We start from the raw sequence: 21371 nt of genomic DNA on the forward strand, positions 1-21371 counted from the left end.
GACTTTTATCATTGTTCGTTGAAATTTTTTTCGATAATTTGCTTGAAAGTTTTGTGAGCAGTCTAAAATTATGCTAAAATATCAATGTAAGCGTTTTTTTAAATTGAATGTTTCAAATCGCGAAATGAGTGTAAAGAACAAGTAAGAAACCATGCTTAAAGTGGTGTGCAATTAGACCATTGCACTAATCGAGTTTAAACCCAGCAGGGAGGTAGCATGCTTTGAATACCAAACAGTCCAGAGTGGAACACCCATGGCAAGAATTTTATGGACCAAACCTTGGCTATGCCATTGAATTATATGAAAAATATCAAGAGGATCCTGAATCTGTTGATCCAGACATGCGTCAAAAATTTGACCAGTGGGGACCCCCACCTTCTTCACAAGAAGTAGTTGAAACTTCAGGTCAGCCAGCTAATCTCAAAAAGGTTATTTCTGCTGTTAAATTAGCCGACAATATTCGTACATACGGTCATTTAGCTGCGGCGATCAACCCGCTTTCTAATGAAAAATCTGATCAGGATTTCATGACACCACAGAAATACGGTCTCTCTGATGAAGACCTGAAAGCGATTCCTGCACAAGTGATTTGGGAAAATGCTCCTGATGAAGTAAACAATGGATTGCAAGCGATTCAAAAATTGCAAGATCTTTATACAAAATCTATGTCTTATGAGTTCACTCATGTTCATTCAGACGATGAGCGTAAATGGCTAGATGAAATGGTAGAAAACGACTCTGTAAGTCGTACACTTACGAATGACGATCGTAAGGAGCTCCTACGCAGATTAACGGAAGTAGAAGGATTCGAGAAATTCCTTCATAAAACATTTGTTGGTCAAAAGCGCTTTTCAATCGAAGGCGTTGATGCCATGGTGCCGATGCTTGACGATGTTATTAAATGCGGGACAAGTGATGGTGCAAAGAACGTTATGATTGGTATGGCGCACCGAGGGCGTTTGAATGTTCTAACACACGTTTTAAACAAGCCTTACGAGAAAATATTCTCTGAATTTCACCATGCACCAAATAAGGAACTCGTTCCTTCAGAAGGTTCAATGGGAATTAACTACGGTTGGACTGGTGACGTTAAATATCACATGGGGGCAGACCGGAAATTTGAAGAGTCTGATACTGCTAAAGCAACGGTAACACTAGCAAACAACCCGAGTCATCTTGAATTCGTCGATCCTGTTGTAGAAGGTTATGCTCGAGCTGCTCAAGAAACACGTGAAGAAAAAGGTGAGCCAAAGCAGGACTTCCGTAAATCGTTTGCTATCTTAATTCATGGCGATGCGGCCTTCCCAGGTGAGGGAGTGGTTGCTGAGACGCTTAACTTAAGTCAGCTGAAAGGCTATCATACTGGTGGAACGATTCATATCATAGCTAACAATCAGCTTGGATTTACGACTGAAAGCACGGATTCTCGCTCTACAAAGTACGCAAGTGATCTTGCTAAAGGCTACGAAATTCCAATTGTTCACGTTAATGCGGATGATCCAGAGGCGTGTCTCGCTGCTATGCACCTAGCATACGAATACCGCATGAAGTTTAATAAAGACTTTCTAATTGATCTCATCGGCTATCGTCGATTTGGCCATAATGAAATGGATGATCCGGCTGTAACGCAGCCGCATTTATATGAAAAGATTAAAAACCACCCTACTGTTCGAGTGAGCTATGCGAAGTATCTTACTGAGCAGAAAGTCATCGAGAGTGGTGATGGCGAGAAATATGATGAGGAAATTCTTGCACAGCTACAAGAGCAATACGATAAGGTGGCTAAGGGTGGCGAAGCTGATACAGATGTAAAAGAACTGCAGCCGCCTAAAGAAATCGTTAAAGGAATACCAACTATTGATACATCTGTTCAACTTGAAACATTGAAAGATATTAATGAGAAGCTTCTAATTCGTCCTGATGGCTTTAATGTATATCCAAAGCTTGAGCGGATTTTAAAAAGAAGACTTGATATGTTGGAAGAGGGCGGAAAAGTGGATTGGGCCCTTGGTGAAACGCTAGCATTTGCTTCTATTCTAGGTGATGGAACTCCAATTCGTATTACGGGTCAGGACTCACAGCGTGGTACATTCGCGCAACGTCATCTCGTTCTTCATGATAAAGAAACTGGAGAGACGTTCTGTCCGCTACACGAAATACCGCAGGCAGAGTCTTCCTTTGCGATTCATAATAGTCCACTATCTGAAGCGTCAGTTGTTGGATTCGAATATGGATATAATGTTTTTGCTCCAGAAACACTCGTTATTTGGGAAGCACAATATGGTGACTTTGCTAATGCTGCTCAAGTTATATTTGACCAATTTGTTTCTGCTGGAAGAGCTAAGTGGGGACAAAAATCAGGAATGGTTCTTCTACTTCCTCATGGTTATGAAGGTCAAGGTCCTGAGCATTCAAGTGGTAGAGTTGAACGCTTCCTTACTTTAGCTGCAGAAAACAACTGGACAGTTGCGAACCTTACTAGTGCGGCACAATACTTCCACATATTGCGAAGACAAGCTGCGATACTAGAGAAACAAGAAGTTCGTCCGCTCGTTATTATGACTCCTAAGAGCCTACTTCGTAATCAACGTACATCATCACCTGGTTTCGAATTTAGTCAAGGTCAGTTCCTAAGCGTTGTTGAACAAGCGGGTCTTGGTGAGAAGAAAACGAAAGTCGAACGTATTGTTTTATGTACTGGGAAAGTAGCTGTTGATCTTGCAGCTGAAATTGAGTCATCTGATGAAAAGTATGACTGGCTACATGTTTTAAGAGTGGAGCAATTATATCCATTCCCTGAGGATGAAGTGAAGAAGATTTTTGAACGGTATTCAAATGTGAAAGAAATCATTTGGTTACAAGAAGAACCAAAGAATATGGGAGCATGGAATTATATCGCATCTCGAATTCACGATTCAGCACCTGATGGAGTTTCCGTTACCTATGTAGGACGTCCTGATCGTTCAAGTCCTGCAGGTGGAGAGCCTAACGTGCATAAGAAAGACCAGGAAAGAATTATTCAAGAAGTATTAGAACCATCCAAAACTGTTTCCCATCAAGGAGGTAATCGTCGTGATTGAAGTTAAAGTACCAGAACTAGCAGAATCCATTACAGAAGGTACCATTTCTCAATGGTTAATCAAAGTAGGCGACAAAGTTGAAAAAGGTGACAACCTTGTTGAGCTTGAAACAGATAAAGTAAACATTGAAGTGAGCGCAGAAAATGATGGCGTGATTGAAGAACTTCTTAAAGAGCCAGGAGATAATGTTGAAGTAGGCGAAATTATTGCTTATCTTGGCAGCGGAAGTGGAGAAAATAGTTCTTCTGAAACAAAAGAAGAGAAATCCACTGAAAATGCGGAAGCAAAACAGGAAGAAAAAGAAACACCTGAGGATGCGAAGTCAGAGCAAGAATCTAAAGCACATGCAACTGAATCAAGTGAAGAAAAATCCGAGAATGGTCGCACTGTTGCTTCACCTTCTGCGCGTAAGCTTGCCCGTGAACTAGGTGTTGATTTAAACAATGTTGAAACACGCGATCCATTAGGTCGTGTTCGTCCAGACGATGTGAAGGCACATGCAGATAAAGCGAACCAGAAAGAAGCACCTAAGCAAGAAAAGAAACAGGAGACTCCGAAACAAGAAAAGAAATCTCCTGATGCAAATGAAGGCAAGCCAGTAGAGCGTGTGAAGATGTCACGTCGTCGTCAAACGATTGCTAAGCGTCTTGTGGAAGTACAGCACACGGCAGCTATGTTAACAACGTTTAATGAAGTTGACATGACAGCGATTATGGAACTTCGTAAGCGTCGCAAAGACAAGTTTCTAGAAGATAATGATGTAAAGCTCGGATTTATGTCATTTTTCACGAAAGCGGTTGTTGGCGCACTGAAGAAGTATCCACGTCTAAATGCAGAAATTCAAGATACTGATATTGTCTTGAAGAAGTTTTATGATATCGGTATTGCAGTTGGAGCAGAGGAAGGACTTGTCGTTCCTGTCGTTCGTGATGCAGATAAGCTATCTTTTGCTGGAATCGAACAGGAAATTGGTAACCTTGCAAAAAAAGCTCGTGATAATAAATTAAAGCTTGATGAACTTCAGGGTGGTTCATTCACTATTACTAATGGTGGGATTTTCGGATCAATGCTTTCGACACCGATTTTGAACGCTCCTCAAGTTGGTATTCTAGGAATGCACAAAATTCAATGGCGTCCTATGGCAATTGATCAGGAAAGAATGGAAAACCGTCCGATGATGTACATCGCCCTCTCATACGATCACCGTATTGTTGATGGAGGAGAAGCGGTTAGCTTCCTTGCTAAAATCAAAGACCTTCTTGAAGATCCAGAACAGCTACTTCTAGAAGGGTAATGTATTGAAGAACCTGAATCTTTCTGATTCAGGTTCTTTTTACATGAAGCCAGTTGGTGATTCCGCCATTTACTTGTTTGAAAAGGAATAGATGATCTTCCTTTATCTTATTGGTTCTGTCATGTAAAATAAAAAGAAAGTTGAAAGGAAGTGAAACAAGATGATTCATCATTCATGGAAAGAAGCACCTACTATTAATAATGTGAAGTGTGTACATACAGATGCAAAGAAGTATATGGTCAATCGCGTATTAACAGAAGGTAAAACATATGAAGTTAAGAATGAAACAGAAGAGTTTTTATTTGTAGTTGATAATAGTGGAAAAGTTGGCGGATTTTATAAAGAGTATTTTGAGGAAATTTAGTATTCCATATCGGTTAGACCAGATTATTAATGATCTGGTCTTTTTATTATACGCAATGATTTTTCACCATTATGAAGGGCACTGGATATTATCCAGTGCCCAGTTACGTTAGCAAAATTGATCATCTTTTTTAGGATTTTTCAAACCGAATAGTGGTCTTAAATAAAGCGCAACATATGAACCTGCAAGAGCTACAATCATCCATACCCAGCCGTGAAGGCTAAAGGATGCAATCCCGCCAAAGTATGCCCCTATGTTACAGCCGTAGGCGAGACGAGCACCGTAGCCCATTAATAAACCGCCTATAATAGAAGCAGCAGCTAATTTCAATGGAACTCTTCTCATAACGAATGCGCCCCCAGCACCTGCTGCAACAAAAGCACCTAAAATGACACCGAAGTTCATAACGCTAGTTGAATCTGTAAGGATTGATTGTTCAAGAGCAGCAGCTTTTCCTCCAGACCAATAACCCCATTGCGTAACATCTATGCCAAGAAACAGCGCAATCTTAGATCCCCATAGAGCAAAAGCTGACGTAATACCCCAAGGATTTCCACGCGAGATAAGTGTTAATGCATTTAGGATACCGAGGGCAATGGCAGCTGTCCAAATCGGCCATGAGCCGCGGAAGATCCGTTTCCATCCAGTTGATGTCGGCAAAGGTTTCATCTTAGGGGGCTTTCGTTTTTTTGCAATACCTCTTATTACAATGAATATGATAGCAAATAAAAATAGTTGGGCAATCCAAGCACCAAAATAACCTAAGCCCGTGTCTTCTGCTAACGAGATGGCCTCAAAAGATGGCATTTGATTTACCCAGAAATCAAAGTGCCAGGCACCAATGACAGAACCAACAATGAAACCAAATAATGTTAGCAGCATTTCAGACTTTCCCCATCCAACTGTATAGAGTGTCCCAGAAGCACAACCTCCACCAAGTTGCATGCCTATACCAAATAGAAAAGATCCTACTACAACGCTAGTTCCCACTGGAAAAACATATCCTGTTGGATTTGTATTAAATAAACCAAAACCATTTGCGAGTATTGGCGCAAACAACGTACTTGCCACAGCTAACATAAGCATATGTGACTGAATAGCTGTCCCGTTGCCTACACTTAGAAGTTGTCTGAAGGCGGAAGTGAATCCAAATCTTGCATGTAAGAGACAGTACCCAAGTAATAGGCCTAAACCAAACAGCACAAATTGTTGAATGCCTTGATCCAGCCACAGAATTAGTGCTAGTAAACCAATAACGATAAAGCCACCAGTTAAAACAGGTTTTTGTGGCGCTTTTAAAAACGGTAATTGTAAATTAGATTTTGAACGATGTATCGGCTGTTCCATAGCCATATATAATGCACCTCATTCCGATGTATTTAGTGTGAATTGATTTATACATCCTACATGATATTTCCCTTTTTGTAAACAAGTACGTGTTCTTTCCTAAAAGCTATCATAATGAACAGCTTCACTTGAATGAACCAAACAATGAGGTATTAACAATATAAAGAAACATAGCTTCTTAAAACCGATCGGTTGATATGCACCATTCGTCCTATATAGAGGGGGTGTGATATAATATTTCTGTGCAAAATAACGTTTTTTCATAGAATTAATAGAAAGATATACAGCTTAAGATCAGGTGTTACAACCGTCTCAGGCTATTGGAGGTTGAGACAATGGAAAAAGAACATTTATTAGATAGTGCATATGACTTTGTCGATCAAGCTTATTATGAATTAAACAAAGATCCAGCCGAATTATTAAAACGAAAAACTGAAATAAATAGAGAAATTACCGATACAGGATCTTATAGACATACATATGAAGAGCTAGTTCAAGGTGCAAAAATGGCTTGGAGAAATAGCAATAAGTGTATCGGTCGCCTTTTCTGGAATACGATGACTGTTTTAGATGCTCGATCGGCTTGTACTGTAGAAGAAGTATCTAAAGCATTAATAAATCATATTCGAATGGCGTCTAATGGAGGTAAAATTAAACCTTCCATCACCATTTTCGCACCTGGTAAAGTGCAAATTTGGAATCACCAACTCATACGTTACGCAGGGTATGAAACCGAGAATGGCATCATTGGTGATCCTGATTCAATATCATTTACTAAGAAAGTAATGGAACTGGGTTGGAGAGGTGAAGGGACGCAACACGACGTTTTACCGCTTGTTTTTTGTATAGATGCTGGAAGTCCAAACGTCGTCGAGATCCCTGCTAATGAAGTTATTCAGGTACAAATTAAGCATCCGGAATATGATTTTTCTCCTTTAAATGTTAAGTGGTATGGTGTGCCTATCATATCAGATATGCGATTAGAAATCGGAGGGATCGATTACAATGCAGCCCTATTTAATGGCTGGTATATGGGCACAGAAATCGGTGCTAGGAACCTTGCAGATAAGAATCGATATAACCTTCTACCAGAAGTCGCTAAAATCTTAAATCTCGATACTCGTTCGAATGCGACTCTTTGGAAAGATCGCGCTTTAGTTGAGTTAAATCGTGCTGTTTTGTATTCCTATCAAAAGGATGGCATTAGTATCGTTGATCATCATACTGCTGCAAAACAATTTCACAAATTTGAACAAAATGAAGCGAAAGCAGAACGAGAAGTAACGGGTAATTGGACTTGGCTCATTCCACCTGTATCACCTGCTACAACGCATATTTTTCACAAACCATATAAAAATAAAATTGTAACTCCTAACTATTTTTATCAAGACAAACCATACTAAAAGAGTCTTGAACGTAAATATGGGGCATTGATATTTGATGCTAACTTTAAAAACCACTTGTCGGTGGTTTTTTCTTATGAGCATTAGACTATACAAAAGTCTTAAAAAGCAGTATCCTTTAATATAAATATATTCCTATAAGAAAGGTTGGTATTAAATTGCCTTCATCTATACCTAGACCTCTAGTGAGACTAAATCAATCGTTTATTTTTATATTTGCTACGTCATTTGTCTTTTTTAATCACTGGTTATTTCTTATTATTCCTCTCATTGTTGGAATAATGGGGCTACTTATGAACTTTAATCCAGTTATGAAGGCGGGTAAACTTTTCTTAAAGAAGCCTGTTAATCAATATATTCCTGAAGATAAAGATCAACAGCAATTCAATCAAAAAATAGCTGTGACGTTGTTGTCTGTTTCATTAATCGCCTATTACCTTAACGTGAACTGGTTAGCGATCACGTCTGCCACTATGGTGGCACTTGCTTCACTAATTGCTATTCTTGGTTTTTGTATCGGTTGCTTTGTTCGCTTTCAATGGAAGCAGTATCAATATCGTCGTTCTCAACATTCTTCTTAAAAACAGCCTAATTAGGCTGTTTTTTTAGTTTTGAATGGTATGTTCAAATTGCTCATTAATCTCTCGCTTTTTAGAAAAAACAGATAATAGCATTTCTGGTATAATAAAAGGAGATAATAGATGCAAGAAGAGAAAGGATAGGATTGGATGAAACAGAAAGTATACGATTTAATTGGTGTTGGGATTGGACCATTTAATTTAGGGTTAGCTGCTTTGATGGATCCAATTAAAGAAATGGATACACTTTTCTTTGAGCAGAAAGAACAATTTAATTGGCATCCGGGAATGTTGATTGAAGGGACGCGGCTCCAAGTACCTTTTATGGCGGATCTTGTCACAATGGCTGATCCAACTAATCCGTATAGTTATTTAAATTATTTAAAACATCATAATCGTTTGTATCATTTTTATTTTCTACAGCGTCTTGAAATGCCACGTAATGAGTACAATCATTATTGTCAGTGGGCAGCCAATCAATTGGAAAGCTGTCAATTCGGCTCTAAAGTATTAGCTGTAGTTCCAATAGGTAAACCAGTCGAGCGTTATGAAATTACGGTTGAAAAGCTTACCACTGGTGAAACAGAAACATATGTAGCTAAAAATATTATCCTTGGAGTAGGGACTATTCCGTCATTACCTAAGGCGTTGCAGGATTTACCTGAAGAAGACGTTTTTCATTCTTCCACATTTCTAGATCACACAGAGCGGTGTAAACAGGCTAAGAAAATCACGGTTATTGGGTCCGGGCAAAGCTCTGCAGAGATTTTCCGTGAGTTGTTAAAAGAAAGACAAGAGTACGGGTATTCCCTTAATTGGGTAACAAGGTCTCAAGGATTTTTCCCAATGGAAGAAACGAGATTAAGTTTAGAGCACTTTTCTCCTGAATATGTTGATTATTTCTATGATCTACCTCAGGAGCAAAAAGATGATATCTTTAAAGGACAGCAGTTATTGTATAAAGGCATTAGTCCTCATACCATTACCGATATTTATAACCTTCTATATGAACAGTCCGTGGGAGGTAAAGATATGGATGTGATGCTAATGCCATTAACTGAAATCAATGGAGTTAGAGAAAAAGAAGAGGGTACAGGGTATGAAGTAGAGTGTCGACAATGGCAAAAAGGAGAAAATTTCCTTTTGGATAGTGAAGTTATTATTGCTGGTACAGGTTATCGCCCGTTGATTCCTAAGTGCCTTCAAGATTTAGAAGAGATTATTGATTGGGATGAGAACGGGCGATACCATGTCTCAAAAGATTATCGCCTTAACTTAACATGTGAAGCTTCTTCTCACATTTATGTTCATAGTGGCATGCAGCATACTCATGGCGTGGGCTCAACGAATCTCGGACTTGCTGTAAATCGAAATAAAATCATTATTAATCAACTAGCTGAGAAAGAAATATATCCAGTTTTGGAAGGTAATATTTTCCAACAATTTGAACTATAGGATGAAAACCAGCCAAATTGGCTGGTTTTTTGTATGAAAATAACCTTTTGATAGAAACTAATGGAAAGGAGGAGTGCCATATGGAGAAAAATGCACGAGGTTATGTTCAAGATAGCTGTAGGGCTCTAAAAGAAGCGAGTAAATACTTAGAGGATGCTCTTTCGACAGTTGAAAAAGGGCAAAATCGTGATCGTATTCAGCAGTCTCTAGATGAGTTGATGACTGTTCAGACTCATTGTAACGAGACTGCAAACGTTCTTGAGCAGCGATAAAAAATTTTATTGAGTAAATTTGTAAATTATAGTTTTAGCTCAATTAAAATCGGAAATGGTGAACTAACGCTTTACACAAGGAGGGAAAACAATGAGTCTTTTATTTGGAAAAGGCATGCAGGCGTTCGAACAGGACGCTAAAGCAGAGAAGGAAAAAGTTCAAACGTCTCCTACTGCTCAATTTAACAAGAAGTCTAGATTGAAGCAAAAACCTACGAAAATATAGCCATCCTTTTGGATGGTTTTTTTTATTTCGCTTATTTCGTTTAAGCACGCATATCCATTTACATAAAAATGTGTAAGATTGAAAAAAATGGGGAACAGTTCGATTGTGATACAAAGTAAATTGGAGGAGATTTTAAATGGCTAAACAATGGACAACAACTACATTACACAACGGTATTAAAATGCCAACACTTGGCTTAGGTGTATGGAAAATGGAAAACAATGAAGAAGTGAAAAACGCGGTTAATGCTGCTATTGACGCTGGGTATAAAGCGATCGACACAGCAGCAGCTTATAAAAATGAGGAAGGCGTTGGTGCTGCGATTAAACAGAACGGCATCCCGCGTGAAGAACTCTTTATTACTTCAAAAGTATGGAATGATGATCAGGGTTATGAATCGACAATAAAAGCCTTTGAAGAAACTATTTCAAAACTTGGTATTGAGACGATAGATCTTTACTTAATTCATTGGCCGGTAGAAGGAAAGTATAAAGAAACGTGGAGAGCTATGGAGAAGCTTTATAAAGACGGTCGTATTCGCGCTATTGGCGTTAGTAATTTCCATCCGAATCACCTTGAAGATCTAATGAAGGATGCAGAAATTAAGCCAATGGTTAACCAAGTTGAATTTCACCCACTATTAAATCAACAAGAGCTTCGAGACTATTGTAAGCAACATGCCATTCAAATGGAAGCATGGTCACCACTTGCTCAAGGGAAATTGTTGGATCATGAGGTGGTTAAAGGTATTGCTGAGCAGCATGGCAAATCAACTGCTCAGGTGATTATTCGTTGGGATCTTGAACATGAGGTCGTAACGATTCCTAAATCTTCGAATCCAGAACGCATTAAACAAAATTTTGATGTTTTCGACTTCGAATTAACAACAGATAATATTAGAGCTCTTGATGAGCTAAATCAAAATGAACGAATGGGACCTGATCCTGATAACTTTGATTTCTAAAATAAAGCCGGCCAACGTGCCGGCTTTTGTATGCAACCATTTCTTTTTGGCCTCGTCTACAATTAAAAGGGGGAGTAAAGAGTGGGGAAATGGATTATCGGAGCAACGATTATCTTATTAATTGTAGGTTTTTTTACAGGGGTTTGGTTTACAATGATTCGTAACTATTACCCAGAGGCAGAAACAACAGAGTCTGCTTTAATTCAGAAGATAGAAAAACCCTCGAATGGAAACGGCTACAAATTAGGCGAGCCTTATGTTGAAAAAGATATGGATGGGAAGGAAATGTTTAGACTAGAAGTAAATGAAGTTGATCAAATTCCAGGACAAGAAGATTTACCTGAATTAGAAAAAGAGAAAGAATATATTGGATTTGAAATTTACGCAAAAAACTTCGATGATGCTGCAATTGATTTTAAGCCATATTACTCGAAACTAAAAGTAGACAGTTCTTACATAAAACCAGAGGAATTTGTCATTATTGATCAAGATGGCTGGAACAAATATTGGATAAAGGGAGGAGGTTCTTTTCGAATCGTCTTAATTTATGCAGTCGACCGAAATGCTAAAGAAATGACATTAATCATTACACCGGAGTTTTCTTACAAAGACATCTTGTTTAAAGTAGACAATACGAGTTGACAATAATTTGGATTCAAGATAAAATTATCTCGAATTCGAGATAAACACAGGGTGGTGATCTATATGTTGATTCAGCGGTATAACGTAGAGCAACAAGGTGTAGGCCAATTTGACGGTGGAAAAATCACAGAACAGAAACCAATTGGTTTTCCAGGTGAAGGCTCTGAAGTGAAACGAGTAGGTCCTTTATTTTATTGGGCATGGGCGAAGTCTGAGCATGAAGGATACATCCCGCTTCATCCTCATCAAGGTTTTGAAATTATTACTTATGTGATCAGTGGGAAGGCGGAGCATGGAGATTCACTTGGTACGAGAAGTATCGTAGGTCCTGGTGGTTTACAAGTGATGCAGACAGGTTCTGGTGTATCCCATGAGGAGGGGTTTGTTGGACCCGATATGCAAGGGTTCCAAATTTGGTTTGAACCTCATTTGAGAGAAGCTCTTCGCCGGAAACCTACCTACCAACAATTTGAGCATGAAGAGTTCCAGATAGACGTTCACGATGGAGTACGTGTTAAGGAAATACTTGGTGACGACTCTCCTGTTGCTCTCGAAACAGACGTTCATATGTGGGATATCCATATAAGCCATCCATTCATTTATAAACAACACATTGGAAAAGGACGTTCAGTAAGCATCTTAGTTTTAGAAGGAAGAGGACGGATAAACGAGACTTCTTATGAAGCAAAGGAATTTTTTGTTATTGAAGCAAGCGAGTTAGAAGAAATGAACATTCAAGCAGAAGCAAAAACAAGGCTTATCGTGATCGAAGTACCGACTACTGTCACCTATCCTTTGTATCGAAAATAGAAAAATGTGCTTTTCCGATCGATTTACTGGAGATTAATTCCTCTTCTAGTGTACGATAGTAAGTACAGATTAATCGGAAAGGCTGGCGTTTGTTTATGAATCATCTTTATAACTCTTTTATTAAAAACGATCGACAAAAGCAGTTGTTTGAATTGGGAAGTAATCTTGCGAATTCATTTGCAACAAGGGCAGACCAAATTGATCAAGAGGGGCGCTTTCCTTTTGAAAATTTTGAGGAGCTGAAAGAATCTGGATATCTTTCGTTAACTGTACAAGAAAAATTTGGAGGTAAGGGCATCAATTTGTATGAGTACGTGATGCTTCAAGAACGACTTGCAACAGGTGATGCTGCTACAGCACTTTCAATCGGATGGCATCTTGGAATCATCCTTGAAATGAGAGAAGAACAAATTTGGACAGATCAAGTATTTGAAAGACTTTCGCATCTCATCGTTGAAGAAAATGCTTTGTTTAACCGGGCGGCTTCTGAACCTGCAACTGGTAGTCCGACCCGTGGTGGGATGCCTCAAACGAAAGCTGTACTTAAAGAGAATAAATGGATTATAAGCGGTCGTAAATCATTTACTTCAATGGCGCCAGGTCTTCAATATGCACTTGTCTCATCCCAAATTGGAGAGACAGGAGAAAAAGGCTTCTTCCTTGTAGATATGACAGCTTCTGGTGTTACGATAGAAGAAAAATGGGACACGATGTCGATGAGAGGTACGAGAAGTGATGATCTTGTCCTAGAAAATGTTGAATTACCGCAAGATGCCCTTATTGAAGGACCTAATACTGCCAAAAGTGAATTGCCAAAAGCCTGGCTCTTACACATACCAGCCTGCTATCTTGGTGTCGCGATTGCTGCTCGTAATGAAGCAGTTGCTTTCGCATCACATTATTCACCAAATAGTCTGCCGGGTCCTATTAAAGAAGTCCCTGAAGTTCAAAGGAAAATAGGGGAAATGGAATTAGAGTTAATGAGAGCTAGAGAAATGATGTATTCTGTTGCATTACGGTGGGTTTCAGATCCGGAGAAGAGGAATGAAATGGGCCCTGAGTTAGCGGCTGTAAAACACGTCGCAACCAATAGTGCAGCAAATGTAGTCGATATGGCCATGAGAGTTGTAGGTGCAAGAGCATTATTTAAAGATAATCCTATGCAGCGCTATTATCGGGATGTAAGAGCAGGATTGCATAATCCTCCTATGGATGATGCAGTGATTTCGATGCTTGCTAGCAATGCCTTTTCAAAATTCGACGAATCTTCCTAATGGAGGGTTCTTTTTTAAACTCACTGAATTGTTCAGGTGGCGCGAGCTCAAATTCAAATCGTTCTAACTTTCGATAAAAAGCAGTAAAATAGACCCTTTATAGCCCTATTTCTTCCTCAATGCCTTCAAATAATACAGCATTCTAGGTCATTAGTTTTAAATTAGACAGAAAAGAAGGAAAAAGTCATTCGAATAGCGAAATAGATCATTAATAAGCGAAAGGAGGGGAGTATGGTGAGGGAACGTCAAACCGTTTCGTTAAGTGGAAGCTTGCTGTTAACGCATCCATGGGGTATTGATCTTAAAGATGAACAAAATCCTAAAGAAGACGGATCTTACGTAATCAATAATCACAAACAGCAGGAGTTGAAAGAAAGCAAATGATGCTTATCCATTATATTCTTACAAAAGAAGTCTCATAGATCAGAGCCGTGCGAAATGTTCATCGCTTCGGCTCTATTTTAATTGGAAAGGTTGTGTAGAAGATCGGTATAAAGAAAAAACTAGCTTGTGGAGCCTTAATTTCTAGTTTGTTTTTAGGAGGTCGATATCGCAAAAAAAGAAGTGGTAAAATAAATAACGGAAAGACATTGTCTCAATCTCTACATAGCATAGTAAATGATGAGCGTCTTTATGGCGCGATTGCTGGGATAAGCATCCGTAGTAATCATAGTGGAGAGCTTCTCTACGACCATTTTGGAGATTTAAGAATGACGCCCGCTTCAAATATGAAGCTCATTACAGCGGCGGCAGCTCTAGAGAAACTTGGTGCTGACTATCGATTCAGCACTGAGGTACAAACAGATGGAGAAATACAGGATGGTCGTTTAATGGGGAACCTTTATCTAAAGGGGAAAGGAGACCCAACGGTTTTACAGGAAGATTTAGATCAAATTGCTTTAGAATTGAAAGCTCTTGGGATTGAACGTATTCAAGGTGATGTTATAGGTGATTATTCCTGGTATGACGAGCAGTACCTATCAGAAGATATGGTTTGGAGTGATGAACATGAGTATTACGGTGCTCAAATCTCTGCCCTCACTATCTCTCCTAATACGGATTTTGACGCAGGAACCATTATTGTTGAGGTTGCACCAGGAGAAGAAGGCGATTCACCTAAAGTAGTTATTTCTCCCACGGCGAACGATATACAATTAGTGAATAACGCTCTTACGACTTCACCCTCTCACGGGGAAGGGGAATTACATATCATTCGTCAGCATGGTACGAATACGCTTACAATCAGCGGTACCATTTCGAAGGATGCTCCACCAGAAAAAAAGTGGATTGCGTTATGGAGCCCAGATAGTTACGCCCTACATCTGTTTAAAGATTCCTTAAAAGGACTTGGTATTTACATAAGTGAGGAAGCCTTAAAAAATAAGTCAACTGAAATCAAAACGCTTTTAACTAAACAGTCTATGCCTCTTTCTGAATTGCTACTGCCATTTATGAAACTAAGTAATAATGGGCATGCAGAAGTTCTTATAAAAGAAATGGGCAGGAAAGTTAGGGGAGAAGGAAGTTTTTCAGCAGGACTTGAAGTTGTGAGAACATTTTTAAGAGAAGAAGGATTAGATCCTGATAACATGTGTTTAAGAGATGGTTCTGGTATTTCACAAATGAACTTGATACAGCCGAATCAGCTATCTTTGCTTTTATTCAAACTTCAAAGCAAACCCTGGTTCTCATCATTTATGAACTCACTTCCTGTAGCGGGAATCCCTGATCGGCTAGTGGGAGGGACTTTGCGAGAGCGTCTAAGGGCTACATCAGCAGAAGGCGTTGTTTTTGCTAAAACTGGCTCTCTAATTGGTGTTACTTCTTTATCTGGATATGTTAAAACGAATAATTCGCTCATTTTTTCAATTATTATTAATAAGTTTCTAGATGAAGAAGAAATGGAAAAGATAGAGGATGAACTGATGATCGTATTATCTTCTACTTTTATGTAATGGGTCATTAGTGGTTGGTAGAGTTGAAGGGTTGAAAATCGAAAAAAGAAATTTAACAGATTGAATTGTCGAATCGTGAAGCCGGTCATCTACATGACTGGTATAATAGTAGTAGACATTACTAATACGGAGGCAATTTAAAATAGCCATTCAGTCATAACTTCAAGCCAATCTATCAGCGATCAAAGCTGTTTATGACGACTTCAAAGTTAGATATTCATAAAGAAAGAGTAGCAAGGGAAGGGGGATTAAATGTTGAAGCGTTTGTATCAATATCTTTTATTTGTATGTGTGATTTTATCCGTTTCAACGATTTGGTATGAATCTCCCTTTCAACAGGCGATCCTCATCGGCACTTGGATCGTCTTTTTTATTGATTATACGGTCTTTCTTTATTTATCTGAAGATCGATGGGAATATATAAAAAAGCATCCATTTGATTTAATAGCTCTAATTCCGCTAGATTCAATCTTTCAAGGAGCTAAGCTTGCGAGACTTTATAGACTATGGCGAATTAAAACAATCGCCAAGCGATTTAGTAATCCCATTCTAGGTAAAGCGATGGGTATGTCTCCTCAAACGTGGTTTTTAACTAGTTTTGTATTTGTTATCGTCTCAACATTTCCATTCTATTTCTATGAACCTGTCGTGGATTCTTTTCAAGATGCAGCGGTTTGGTCATTAGGTTCGATCATTTTTGTTGGACGATTTTCAGTAGAACCAACTTCTTTTGTAGGTAAATTTGTGATTATTTTACTTACAATTGTAGGAATACTTCTTCATGCGCTTATTGTGAGAACTGTATTTCGTTACGTGGATTACCTTCGTAAAAAATGGTCATCCACAGAGGATGACCATTCAAATGAAGCCTAGTAAAACCATTTTACGATGAAGAATGTAAAAATGGAAAGAGCAACTGATACAATTGTAATAATGGCCATTGGCTTTAGTGCTTTATCTTTCAAATCCTTCAGACTAACACTCAATCCTAGGCCTACCATAGCAGCCGTCAAACACCACGTTGTTATTTCGGTTACTACATTTGTTGCAGATTCAGAAAAGGGAATAATGGGTCCTAGGAGATAAGTTCCTGCGAGACTCATTAAGATAAACCCGATTAAAAACCATGGAAAAGAGACTTTTTGTTTTGTGCCCGCGTTTTTGCGTTTCATTAGGTACATGAGAAGAAAACAAACTGGTACGAGGAGAAAGACTCTTCCTAGCTTTGCAAGGAGCCCCATTGCAAGAGCTGTTTCTCCTCCTGGCGCTGCTGCTAATGCAACGTGAGCAACTTCATGTAGTGAAATACCTGACCATACTCCATATTGACTTTCAGTTAATGGAAGGAATGGGCGAAGAATCGTATATCCGATTGAAAATACCGTTCCAAATAGAGCGATAATCCCCACTCCAATTGCCGTATCCTCTTCTTTAGATTCCGCGATCGGCGCAATTGCTGCAATGGCTGCAGCTCCACAAATCCCTGTACCAGCACCAAGTAAAAAGGTTATGGATGTATTAGCTTTCATCACTTTAGAAAGCCAAACAGACGATAAGATAGAAAATACGATGATAAGCGCGCCTAATAATAATATGGGTAATCCATCTTGAAGAATCAGGCTTACATTTAGTTTAATTCCATATAAAATGATGGCGAACCTAAGTATTTTTTTAGATGAAAAAGTGATTCCTCTTCTTAACCATTCGGGATACCCGGCTACTTGCCGATAAACGATTGCGATCAGAATGGCTGATGCGAGTTGTCCTGTAAGACTAAAGCCTGGCACCATAGCAAGGAAATAACCTAATAGTGCAATAAAAAAGGTAAATGCTATGCCGAGGAAAAATCGTATGTTCTCAGGTATAGTTTGTTGTTGTCTTAAAGTATTAATCATCATGTCCCCCCCGTTTCTCTTTCTTTAGTCTACTTCAGCTATTGCTATAAGTGAAATAATTAAATAGAATATGTACTATAAGTATTAACTTATAGTAAGGGGTGATGACGTGGATCAGCAGTTACACGTTTTCGTTACAGTCGTAGAAAAACGCAATTTCTCTCGAGCGGCAGAGGAGTTACACATGACTCAACCCGCGGTTAGTCAATATATCAAAAGCCTGGAAGAGGCGCTTGGTACTAAACTGTTAGAAAGAAACAACCGATCTGTGGAAATGAACAAGGCAGGAGAAATTGTCTACCACCATGCGAAAGAATTCTTAAATCTTTATTCAAAGATGACGTATCTTTTGGATGACCTAACAAACCGAGCGAGTGGGAAAATTACAATTGGTGCAAGTTATACCTACGGTGAATATGTCCTTCCACATGTGATTGCAGCTATTAGAGAAAAATACCCATTAATTACACCATCTATAACGATTGGGAATTCAAGAGAAATTGGTGATCTTGTCTACTCACACCAACTTGATGTTGGCATCATAGAAGGTGACTATCCTGCTAGGGACATGCAAGTGGATAGCTTCACTGAGGATGAAATGGTTATCGTAGCATCACCAACACATCATCAAGTGAACAGTGGAAAGACACTTGAACAAGAGATGTGGGTTGTGAGGGAGGAAGGGTCTGGGACGAGAGAAGCTACAGAGAAGATGTGGAAGCAGCTCAATATAGAGCCTACTCAAAAACTAGCCTTTGGGAGTACGCAGTTAATTAAAGAATCTGTCGAAGTTGGAATTGGTATAAGTATTTTATCGAAGTGGACAATACGGAAAGAGTTAGAACTTGGTACACTACAAATTCTGGAAATACCGAATTTCACCTATTCAAGGACGTTTTCAATTTTGATGCGCTCTCCCTTTCAAACAAAAGTACTTGAAGTTTTTCTAGACTATGTTCATTCTCATCATAGAACGTAGCACATATATAGAGAGTTTTTCGTTAGCGTGATATAGTTAGGGAATTGAAAAAGGAACGGATAAAAGGAAGCGATGTAAGATGAAAGAATTAATTGATGAATGGCAATTAGCGCTTCGCGCTGAAATTGCACACCTTAAAAAATTTGGTAGCAGACCAATTAGAGTTGTCAATGGAAGGCTGCTGTCTTCAGGTGACGATTTTAGATATTACTTTGATGCACGTACCCCAATTCAAATCCCAACTGGATCAAAGGTTCGGCTTGAGATGAAACATATTAAGCGCGAAGGCAGGGTACTGTCTTCAGAAGGAAAGAATGTCATTCTAGCTCTTGAAGCTGGTTTTGGAGAGCGAATTGGAGAGGCAGATCTCTATCATGACCCATGGGAACTGCTAGATGAACTGCATGAGCGTCTTGAAGAAATAAAAAAAAGCAAAAGAAGGTTAGCTAGGGTTAATCGAGTAATGAATCCTCCCAATTCTGTGAAGTATCCTGATGATAAGATCAAAAGCCGGCTTCATGAGCTGATTCTACGAACCAAATATAACCCAGTGACGTACGTGTGGGGACCTCCAGGGACTGGGAAAACTCATAATCTAGCAAGAGCCGCTGCAAATCACTTTTTCAAAGGAAATAGCGTCCTGATCTTATCTCATAGTAATCAAGCTGTTGATGTATTAATGCGGGAAACAGCCTCATTTGCGGATAATAGAGAGAAATTTGAAGAAGGAAAAATTGTGCGGTATGGACAACAGCGCGATGTTTCATCAAATCTGCCGCTTTTTACAGATCAATTGCTTATGACGAAGCATCCAGACCTTGCCAACGAGAAAGAGAGTATTCTTGATGAACGAAAAAAACTGAAGGAGGACTTATCTAATTCCTTTAGTAAACGCGATTCTGATCAGTTATTAAAGCTTGAATCAAAATTAGGAAATGTTTTAGAGCAGATTCGTCGGAAAGAAACTCAGTTTGTAAAAGAAGCAACGATTATAGGCACAACACTAACAAAAGCCGCTATTGATGAGAATATCTATCGGAAGAGGGTAGATGTAGTGATCATCGATGAAGCGAGTGTGGCCTATGTGCCCCAGGCAGCATTTGCTGCTTCACTTGGAAAACGAGTTGTTATATGTGGCGATTTTAAACAGCTACCTCCTATAGCGTCTGCACGGCACCCGCTTGTTTCAAAATGGTTAAGAGAAGACGTATTTCACTGTTCGGGAATTGTTGAAACTGTCGAAACCGGTAAACTTCATCCTCAACTCTTTCTGTTAAATGAACAAAGACGAATGCACCCGGTTATTTCAGACTTTACAAACAATAAAATTTATCATTCACTTGTAACAGATCATCCGAAAACTGCCGTACTTAGAGCACCGATATCAGACCAAGCTCCTTTTGAAGGTATGGCATCTGCTCTAATTGACACAAGTCATACTGGCTATTTTTGTATGACGGGACATTCATCGAAGTCACGAATGAATTTATGGCAGCTTTTTCTAGCTTTTCAGGCAATTTACGAAGCGTTACAAGCGGGGATGTCATCAATTGGTTATGTTACCCCTTATCGCGCTCAAGCGAAGATGATGAATTTATTAATAGATGATCTTTTAAAACATTCTTTTGTTGAGGCTGACATTCTCTCAGCCACGGTTCATCGTTTTCAAGGAAGTGAGCGAGATATGATGGTGTTTGATACAGTAGATGGAGAACCAGAATCACGTCCTGGCATGTTATTGAGCGGTCACAATAGTGAAAGACTTATCAATGTTGCGATGACGAGAACGAAGGGGAAATTTATACAAATTAGCAATGTTGATTATATACAAAAACGGATGTCTCCATCAAAAACACTACGACAATTAGTTGATCATCAGCTATTAAAAAAAGAGAGAATCTCTCCTACGCATATAGGAAAGTGGGTAAAGAATCAGCATCCCAAATTGAAGTGGCACCACGCACTGAATACTGACATGATTTTTCAAGATATTCAAACTTCGGAAGAAATCGTTATTTCAATTCCTAAGGGAACAAGGTTAACAGCCGAGTGGGTGAACGTATTAAAAAAAGCAAAAGGTAAGCTGTCCATTATTTCACCAGAGATCGTTCAGTCAGTCCCGATTGCTCACCATGTCGACCATAGTCTGGCATTCCCATTTATAGCGCTTGATCGAAATGTGTTTTGGCTTGGTGTTCCATTTGAAGGGATGAAAGATGTCCTTCCACCCGCAGTTGCCTTGAGACTTGAGTCTACACTTTTTACTGGAGAAATATTGAATCAAATTGTTCCCCGAGATTAATAGAATAATGTTCCTTTTGCTTTTCTTCGTTTACGTTACTGTGATAAAGTTACAGAGAATAACGATATGAAAAGAAAGCTGGTGACTTATGGGGATTCAAAAACTGGAACATGTCGGGGTACAAGTAAGAAATATTGAAGCTTCGAAAGGTTTCTATCAAGGGATTATTGGATTAGAGTTACTTGATGAATTCGATCATCCTGATGGTGATAAAAAGCTAGCCTTTCTTGGTTTAAACGGGCAAATTTTAGTAGAGCTAATAGAAGGTTATCATCCTGATTTACCCGCAGAAGGAAAAGTTCATCACATTGCCTTTACGGTTGAAAATATCGAACAAGAACGCACTCGTCTTCATGACCTTGGTGTAACGTTTATCGATGAAGAAATCAATACATTACCAAACGGTGCAAAATATTTGTTCTTCGCAGGACCTGATGGAGAATGGCTTGAATTCTTTGAATCTGCTACTTATTAACTACGAGTGAAATGACTAAAAACCAGCGTCCCATTCAGAAGGATGCTGTTTTTTTC

The 21371-nt window shown here is 39.0% G+C and carries 20 protein-coding genes; 18 read left to right on the forward strand and 2 right to left on the reverse strand.

Features of this window, described 5'->3' with window-relative positions; translation table 11 throughout:
* The first annotated feature begins 221 nt into the window (after positions 1 to 221).
* The 3 genes from ACIFPW_RS18380 to ACIFPW_RS18390 all read left to right on the forward strand — a co-directional run bounded on the left by ACIFPW_RS18380 (position 222) and on the right by ACIFPW_RS18390 (position 4738).
* The gene (locus ACIFPW_RS18380; protein ID WP_430246451.1) at positions 222 to 3080 is read left to right on the forward strand and encodes a 2-oxoglutarate dehydrogenase E1 component; all 2859 of its coding nucleotides are present in this window, start codon (positions 222 to 224) and stop codon (positions 3078 to 3080) included.
* Positions 3073 to 4374: a 2-oxoglutarate dehydrogenase complex dihydrolipoyllysine-residue succinyltransferase gene (gene odhB / locus ACIFPW_RS18385; RefSeq protein ID WP_430246452.1), complete on the forward strand. Its 1302-nt coding sequence runs from the start codon at positions 3073 to 3075 to the stop codon at positions 4372 to 4374. The genes ACIFPW_RS18380 and odhB overlap by 8 nt, the downstream gene beginning before the upstream one ends.
* Before the next feature lie 160 nt (positions 4375 to 4534).
* Positions 4535 to 4738 carry a DUF6501 family protein gene (locus ACIFPW_RS18390; protein ID WP_430246454.1) on the forward strand — a complete coding sequence of 68 codons (204 nt, stop codon included), beginning with the start codon at positions 4535 to 4537 and terminating at the stop codon, positions 4736 to 4738.
* A 108-nt stretch (positions 4739 to 4846) separates the two neighbouring features.
* On the opposite strand, the gene ACIFPW_RS18395 is transcribed toward ACIFPW_RS18390, so the two are convergent.
* Complete coding sequence (locus ACIFPW_RS18395) at positions 4847 to 6091, reverse strand: YeeE/YedE family protein (protein ID WP_430246455.1); 1245 nt, start codon at positions 6089 to 6091, stop codon at positions 4847 to 4849.
* Positions 6092 to 6420: 329 nt separating this feature from the next.
* Between ACIFPW_RS18395 and ACIFPW_RS18400 the strand changes: the two genes are divergently transcribed.
* The 12 genes from ACIFPW_RS18400 (at position 6421) to ACIFPW_RS18455 (ending at position 16537) form a co-directional block, all read left to right on the forward strand.
* Positions 6421 to 7488, forward strand: coding sequence for a nitric oxide synthase oxygenase (locus tag ACIFPW_RS18400; protein WP_430246457.1), 1068 nt, complete (start codon positions 6421 to 6423; stop codon positions 7486 to 7488).
* A 158-nt stretch (positions 7489 to 7646) separates the two neighbouring features.
* Positions 7647 to 8069, forward strand: a complete 423-nt coding sequence (locus ACIFPW_RS18405) for a DUF4395 domain-containing protein (RefSeq protein ID WP_430246458.1) — start codon at positions 7647 to 7649, stop codon at positions 8067 to 8069.
* Positions 8070 to 8216: 147 nt separating this feature from the next.
* Positions 8217 to 9521: a lysine N(6)-hydroxylase/L-ornithine N(5)-oxygenase family protein gene (locus ACIFPW_RS18410; RefSeq protein ID WP_430246459.1), complete on the forward strand. Its 1305-nt coding sequence runs from the start codon at positions 8217 to 8219 to the stop codon at positions 9519 to 9521.
* An 80-nt stretch (positions 9522 to 9601) separates the two neighbouring features.
* Complete coding sequence (locus ACIFPW_RS18415; RefSeq protein ID WP_430246461.1) at positions 9602 to 9793, forward strand: hypothetical protein; 192 nt, start codon at positions 9602 to 9604, stop codon at positions 9791 to 9793.
* 91 nt (positions 9794 to 9884) lie between these two features.
* Entirely contained in the window at positions 9885 to 10019 is a 135-nt protein-coding gene (locus tag ACIFPW_RS18420; protein ID WP_255622435.1) for a hypothetical protein, read from the forward strand.
* Between the two features lie 136 nt (positions 10020 to 10155).
* Complete coding sequence (locus tag ACIFPW_RS18425) at positions 10156 to 10983, forward strand: aldo/keto reductase (protein ID WP_430246463.1); 828 nt, start codon at positions 10156 to 10158, stop codon at positions 10981 to 10983.
* An 81-nt stretch (positions 10984 to 11064) separates the two neighbouring features.
* On the forward strand, positions 11065 to 11625 hold the full coding sequence (locus tag ACIFPW_RS18430) for a hypothetical protein (protein WP_430246465.1): 561 nt from the start codon (positions 11065 to 11067) through the stop codon (positions 11623 to 11625).
* Between the two features lie 63 nt (positions 11626 to 11688).
* Positions 11689 to 12435: a pirin family protein gene (locus ACIFPW_RS18435; protein ID WP_430246467.1), complete on the forward strand. Its 747-nt coding sequence runs from the start codon at positions 11689 to 11691 to the stop codon at positions 12433 to 12435.
* A 95-nt stretch (positions 12436 to 12530) separates the two neighbouring features.
* Positions 12531 to 13709: an acyl-CoA dehydrogenase family protein gene (locus ACIFPW_RS18440; protein WP_430246469.1), complete on the forward strand. Its 1179-nt coding sequence runs from the start codon at positions 12531 to 12533 to the stop codon at positions 13707 to 13709.
* Between the two features lie 234 nt (positions 13710 to 13943).
* On the forward strand, positions 13944 to 14093 hold the full coding sequence (locus ACIFPW_RS18445) for a hypothetical protein (protein ID WP_430246471.1): 150 nt from the start codon (positions 13944 to 13946) through the stop codon (positions 14091 to 14093).
* A 146-nt stretch (positions 14094 to 14239) separates the two neighbouring features.
* On the forward strand, positions 14240 to 15664 hold the full coding sequence (gene dacB / locus ACIFPW_RS18450) for a D-alanyl-D-alanine carboxypeptidase/D-alanyl-D-alanine endopeptidase (RefSeq protein WP_430246473.1): 1425 nt from the start codon (positions 14240 to 14242) through the stop codon (positions 15662 to 15664).
* A gap of 252 nt (positions 15665 to 15916) precedes the next feature.
* Positions 15917 to 16537 (forward strand): hypothetical protein, encoded by a 621-nt coding sequence (locus ACIFPW_RS18455; protein WP_430246475.1) that lies wholly within the window; start codon positions 15917 to 15919, stop codon positions 16535 to 16537.
* On the opposite strand, the gene ACIFPW_RS18460 is transcribed toward ACIFPW_RS18455, so the two are convergent.
* Positions 16534 to 17562 (reverse strand): YeiH family protein, encoded by a 1029-nt coding sequence (locus ACIFPW_RS18460; RefSeq protein ID WP_430246477.1) that lies wholly within the window; start codon positions 17560 to 17562, stop codon positions 16534 to 16536. The genes ACIFPW_RS18455 and ACIFPW_RS18460 overlap by 4 nt on opposite strands.
* Before the next feature lie 106 nt (positions 17563 to 17668).
* On the opposite strand from ACIFPW_RS18460, the gene ACIFPW_RS18465 reads away from it, so the two are divergent.
* The 3 genes from ACIFPW_RS18465 (at position 17669) to ACIFPW_RS18475 (ending at position 21315) form a co-directional block, all read left to right on the forward strand.
* Complete coding sequence (locus ACIFPW_RS18465; RefSeq protein WP_430246479.1) at positions 17669 to 18538, forward strand: LysR substrate-binding domain-containing protein; 870 nt, start codon at positions 17669 to 17671, stop codon at positions 18536 to 18538.
* 79 nt (positions 18539 to 18617) lie between these two features.
* Complete coding sequence (locus tag ACIFPW_RS18470; RefSeq protein WP_430246481.1) at positions 18618 to 20840, forward strand: DEAD/DEAH box helicase; 2223 nt, start codon at positions 18618 to 18620, stop codon at positions 20838 to 20840.
* Between the two features lie 88 nt (positions 20841 to 20928).
* Positions 20929 to 21315 carry a VOC family protein gene (locus tag ACIFPW_RS18475; protein WP_430246483.1) on the forward strand — a complete coding sequence of 129 codons (387 nt, stop codon included), beginning with the start codon at positions 20929 to 20931 and terminating at the stop codon, positions 21313 to 21315.
* Positions 21316 to 21371: the final 56 nt, after the last annotated feature.

It is taken from the genome of Pseudalkalibacillus sp. NRS-1564 (assembly GCF_050467905.1).
GTDB classification, from domain to species: Bacteria; Bacillota; Bacilli; order Bacillales; family Guptibacillaceae; genus Guptibacillus; species Guptibacillus hwajinpoensis_B.

Coding starts and splice junctions, on each gene's coding strand:
- ACIFPW_RS18470 (WP_430246481.1), top strand. CDS start 18,618: ATGAAAGAATTAATTGATGAATGGCAATTAGCGCTTCGCGCTGAAATT.
- ACIFPW_RS18420 (WP_255622435.1), top strand. CDS start 9,885: ATGAGTCTTTTATTTGGAAAAGGCATGCAGGCGTTCGAACAGGACGCT.
- ACIFPW_RS18435 (WP_430246467.1), top strand. CDS start 11,689: ATGTTGATTCAGCGGTATAACGTAGAGCAACAAGGTGTAGGCCAATTT.
- ACIFPW_RS18415 (WP_430246461.1), top strand. CDS start 9,602: ATGGAGAAAAATGCACGAGGTTATGTTCAAGATAGCTGTAGGGCTCTA.
- ACIFPW_RS18400 (WP_430246457.1), top strand. CDS start 6,421: ATGGAAAAAGAACATTTATTAGATAGTGCATATGACTTTGTCGATCAA.
- ACIFPW_RS18425 (WP_430246463.1), top strand. CDS start 10,156: ATGGCTAAACAATGGACAACAACTACATTACACAACGGTATTAAAATG.
- ACIFPW_RS18410 (WP_430246459.1), top strand. CDS start 8,217: ATGAAACAGAAAGTATACGATTTAATTGGTGTTGGGATTGGACCATTT.
- ACIFPW_RS18390 (WP_430246454.1), top strand. CDS start 4,535: ATGATTCATCATTCATGGAAAGAAGCACCTACTATTAATAATGTGAAG.
- ACIFPW_RS18460 (WP_430246477.1), bottom strand. CDS start 17,562: ATGATGATTAATACTTTAAGACAACAACAAACTATACCTGAGAACATA.
- ACIFPW_RS18440 (WP_430246469.1), top strand. CDS start 12,531: ATGAATCATCTTTATAACTCTTTTATTAAAAACGATCGACAAAAGCAG.
- ACIFPW_RS18395 (WP_430246455.1), bottom strand. CDS start 6,091: ATGGCTATGGAACAGCCGATACATCGTTCAAAATCTAATTTACAATTA.
- ACIFPW_RS18475 (WP_430246483.1), top strand. CDS start 20,929: ATGGGGATTCAAAAACTGGAACATGTCGGGGTACAAGTAAGAAATATT.
- ACIFPW_RS18455 (WP_430246475.1), top strand. CDS start 15,917: ATGTTGAAGCGTTTGTATCAATATCTTTTATTTGTATGTGTGATTTTA.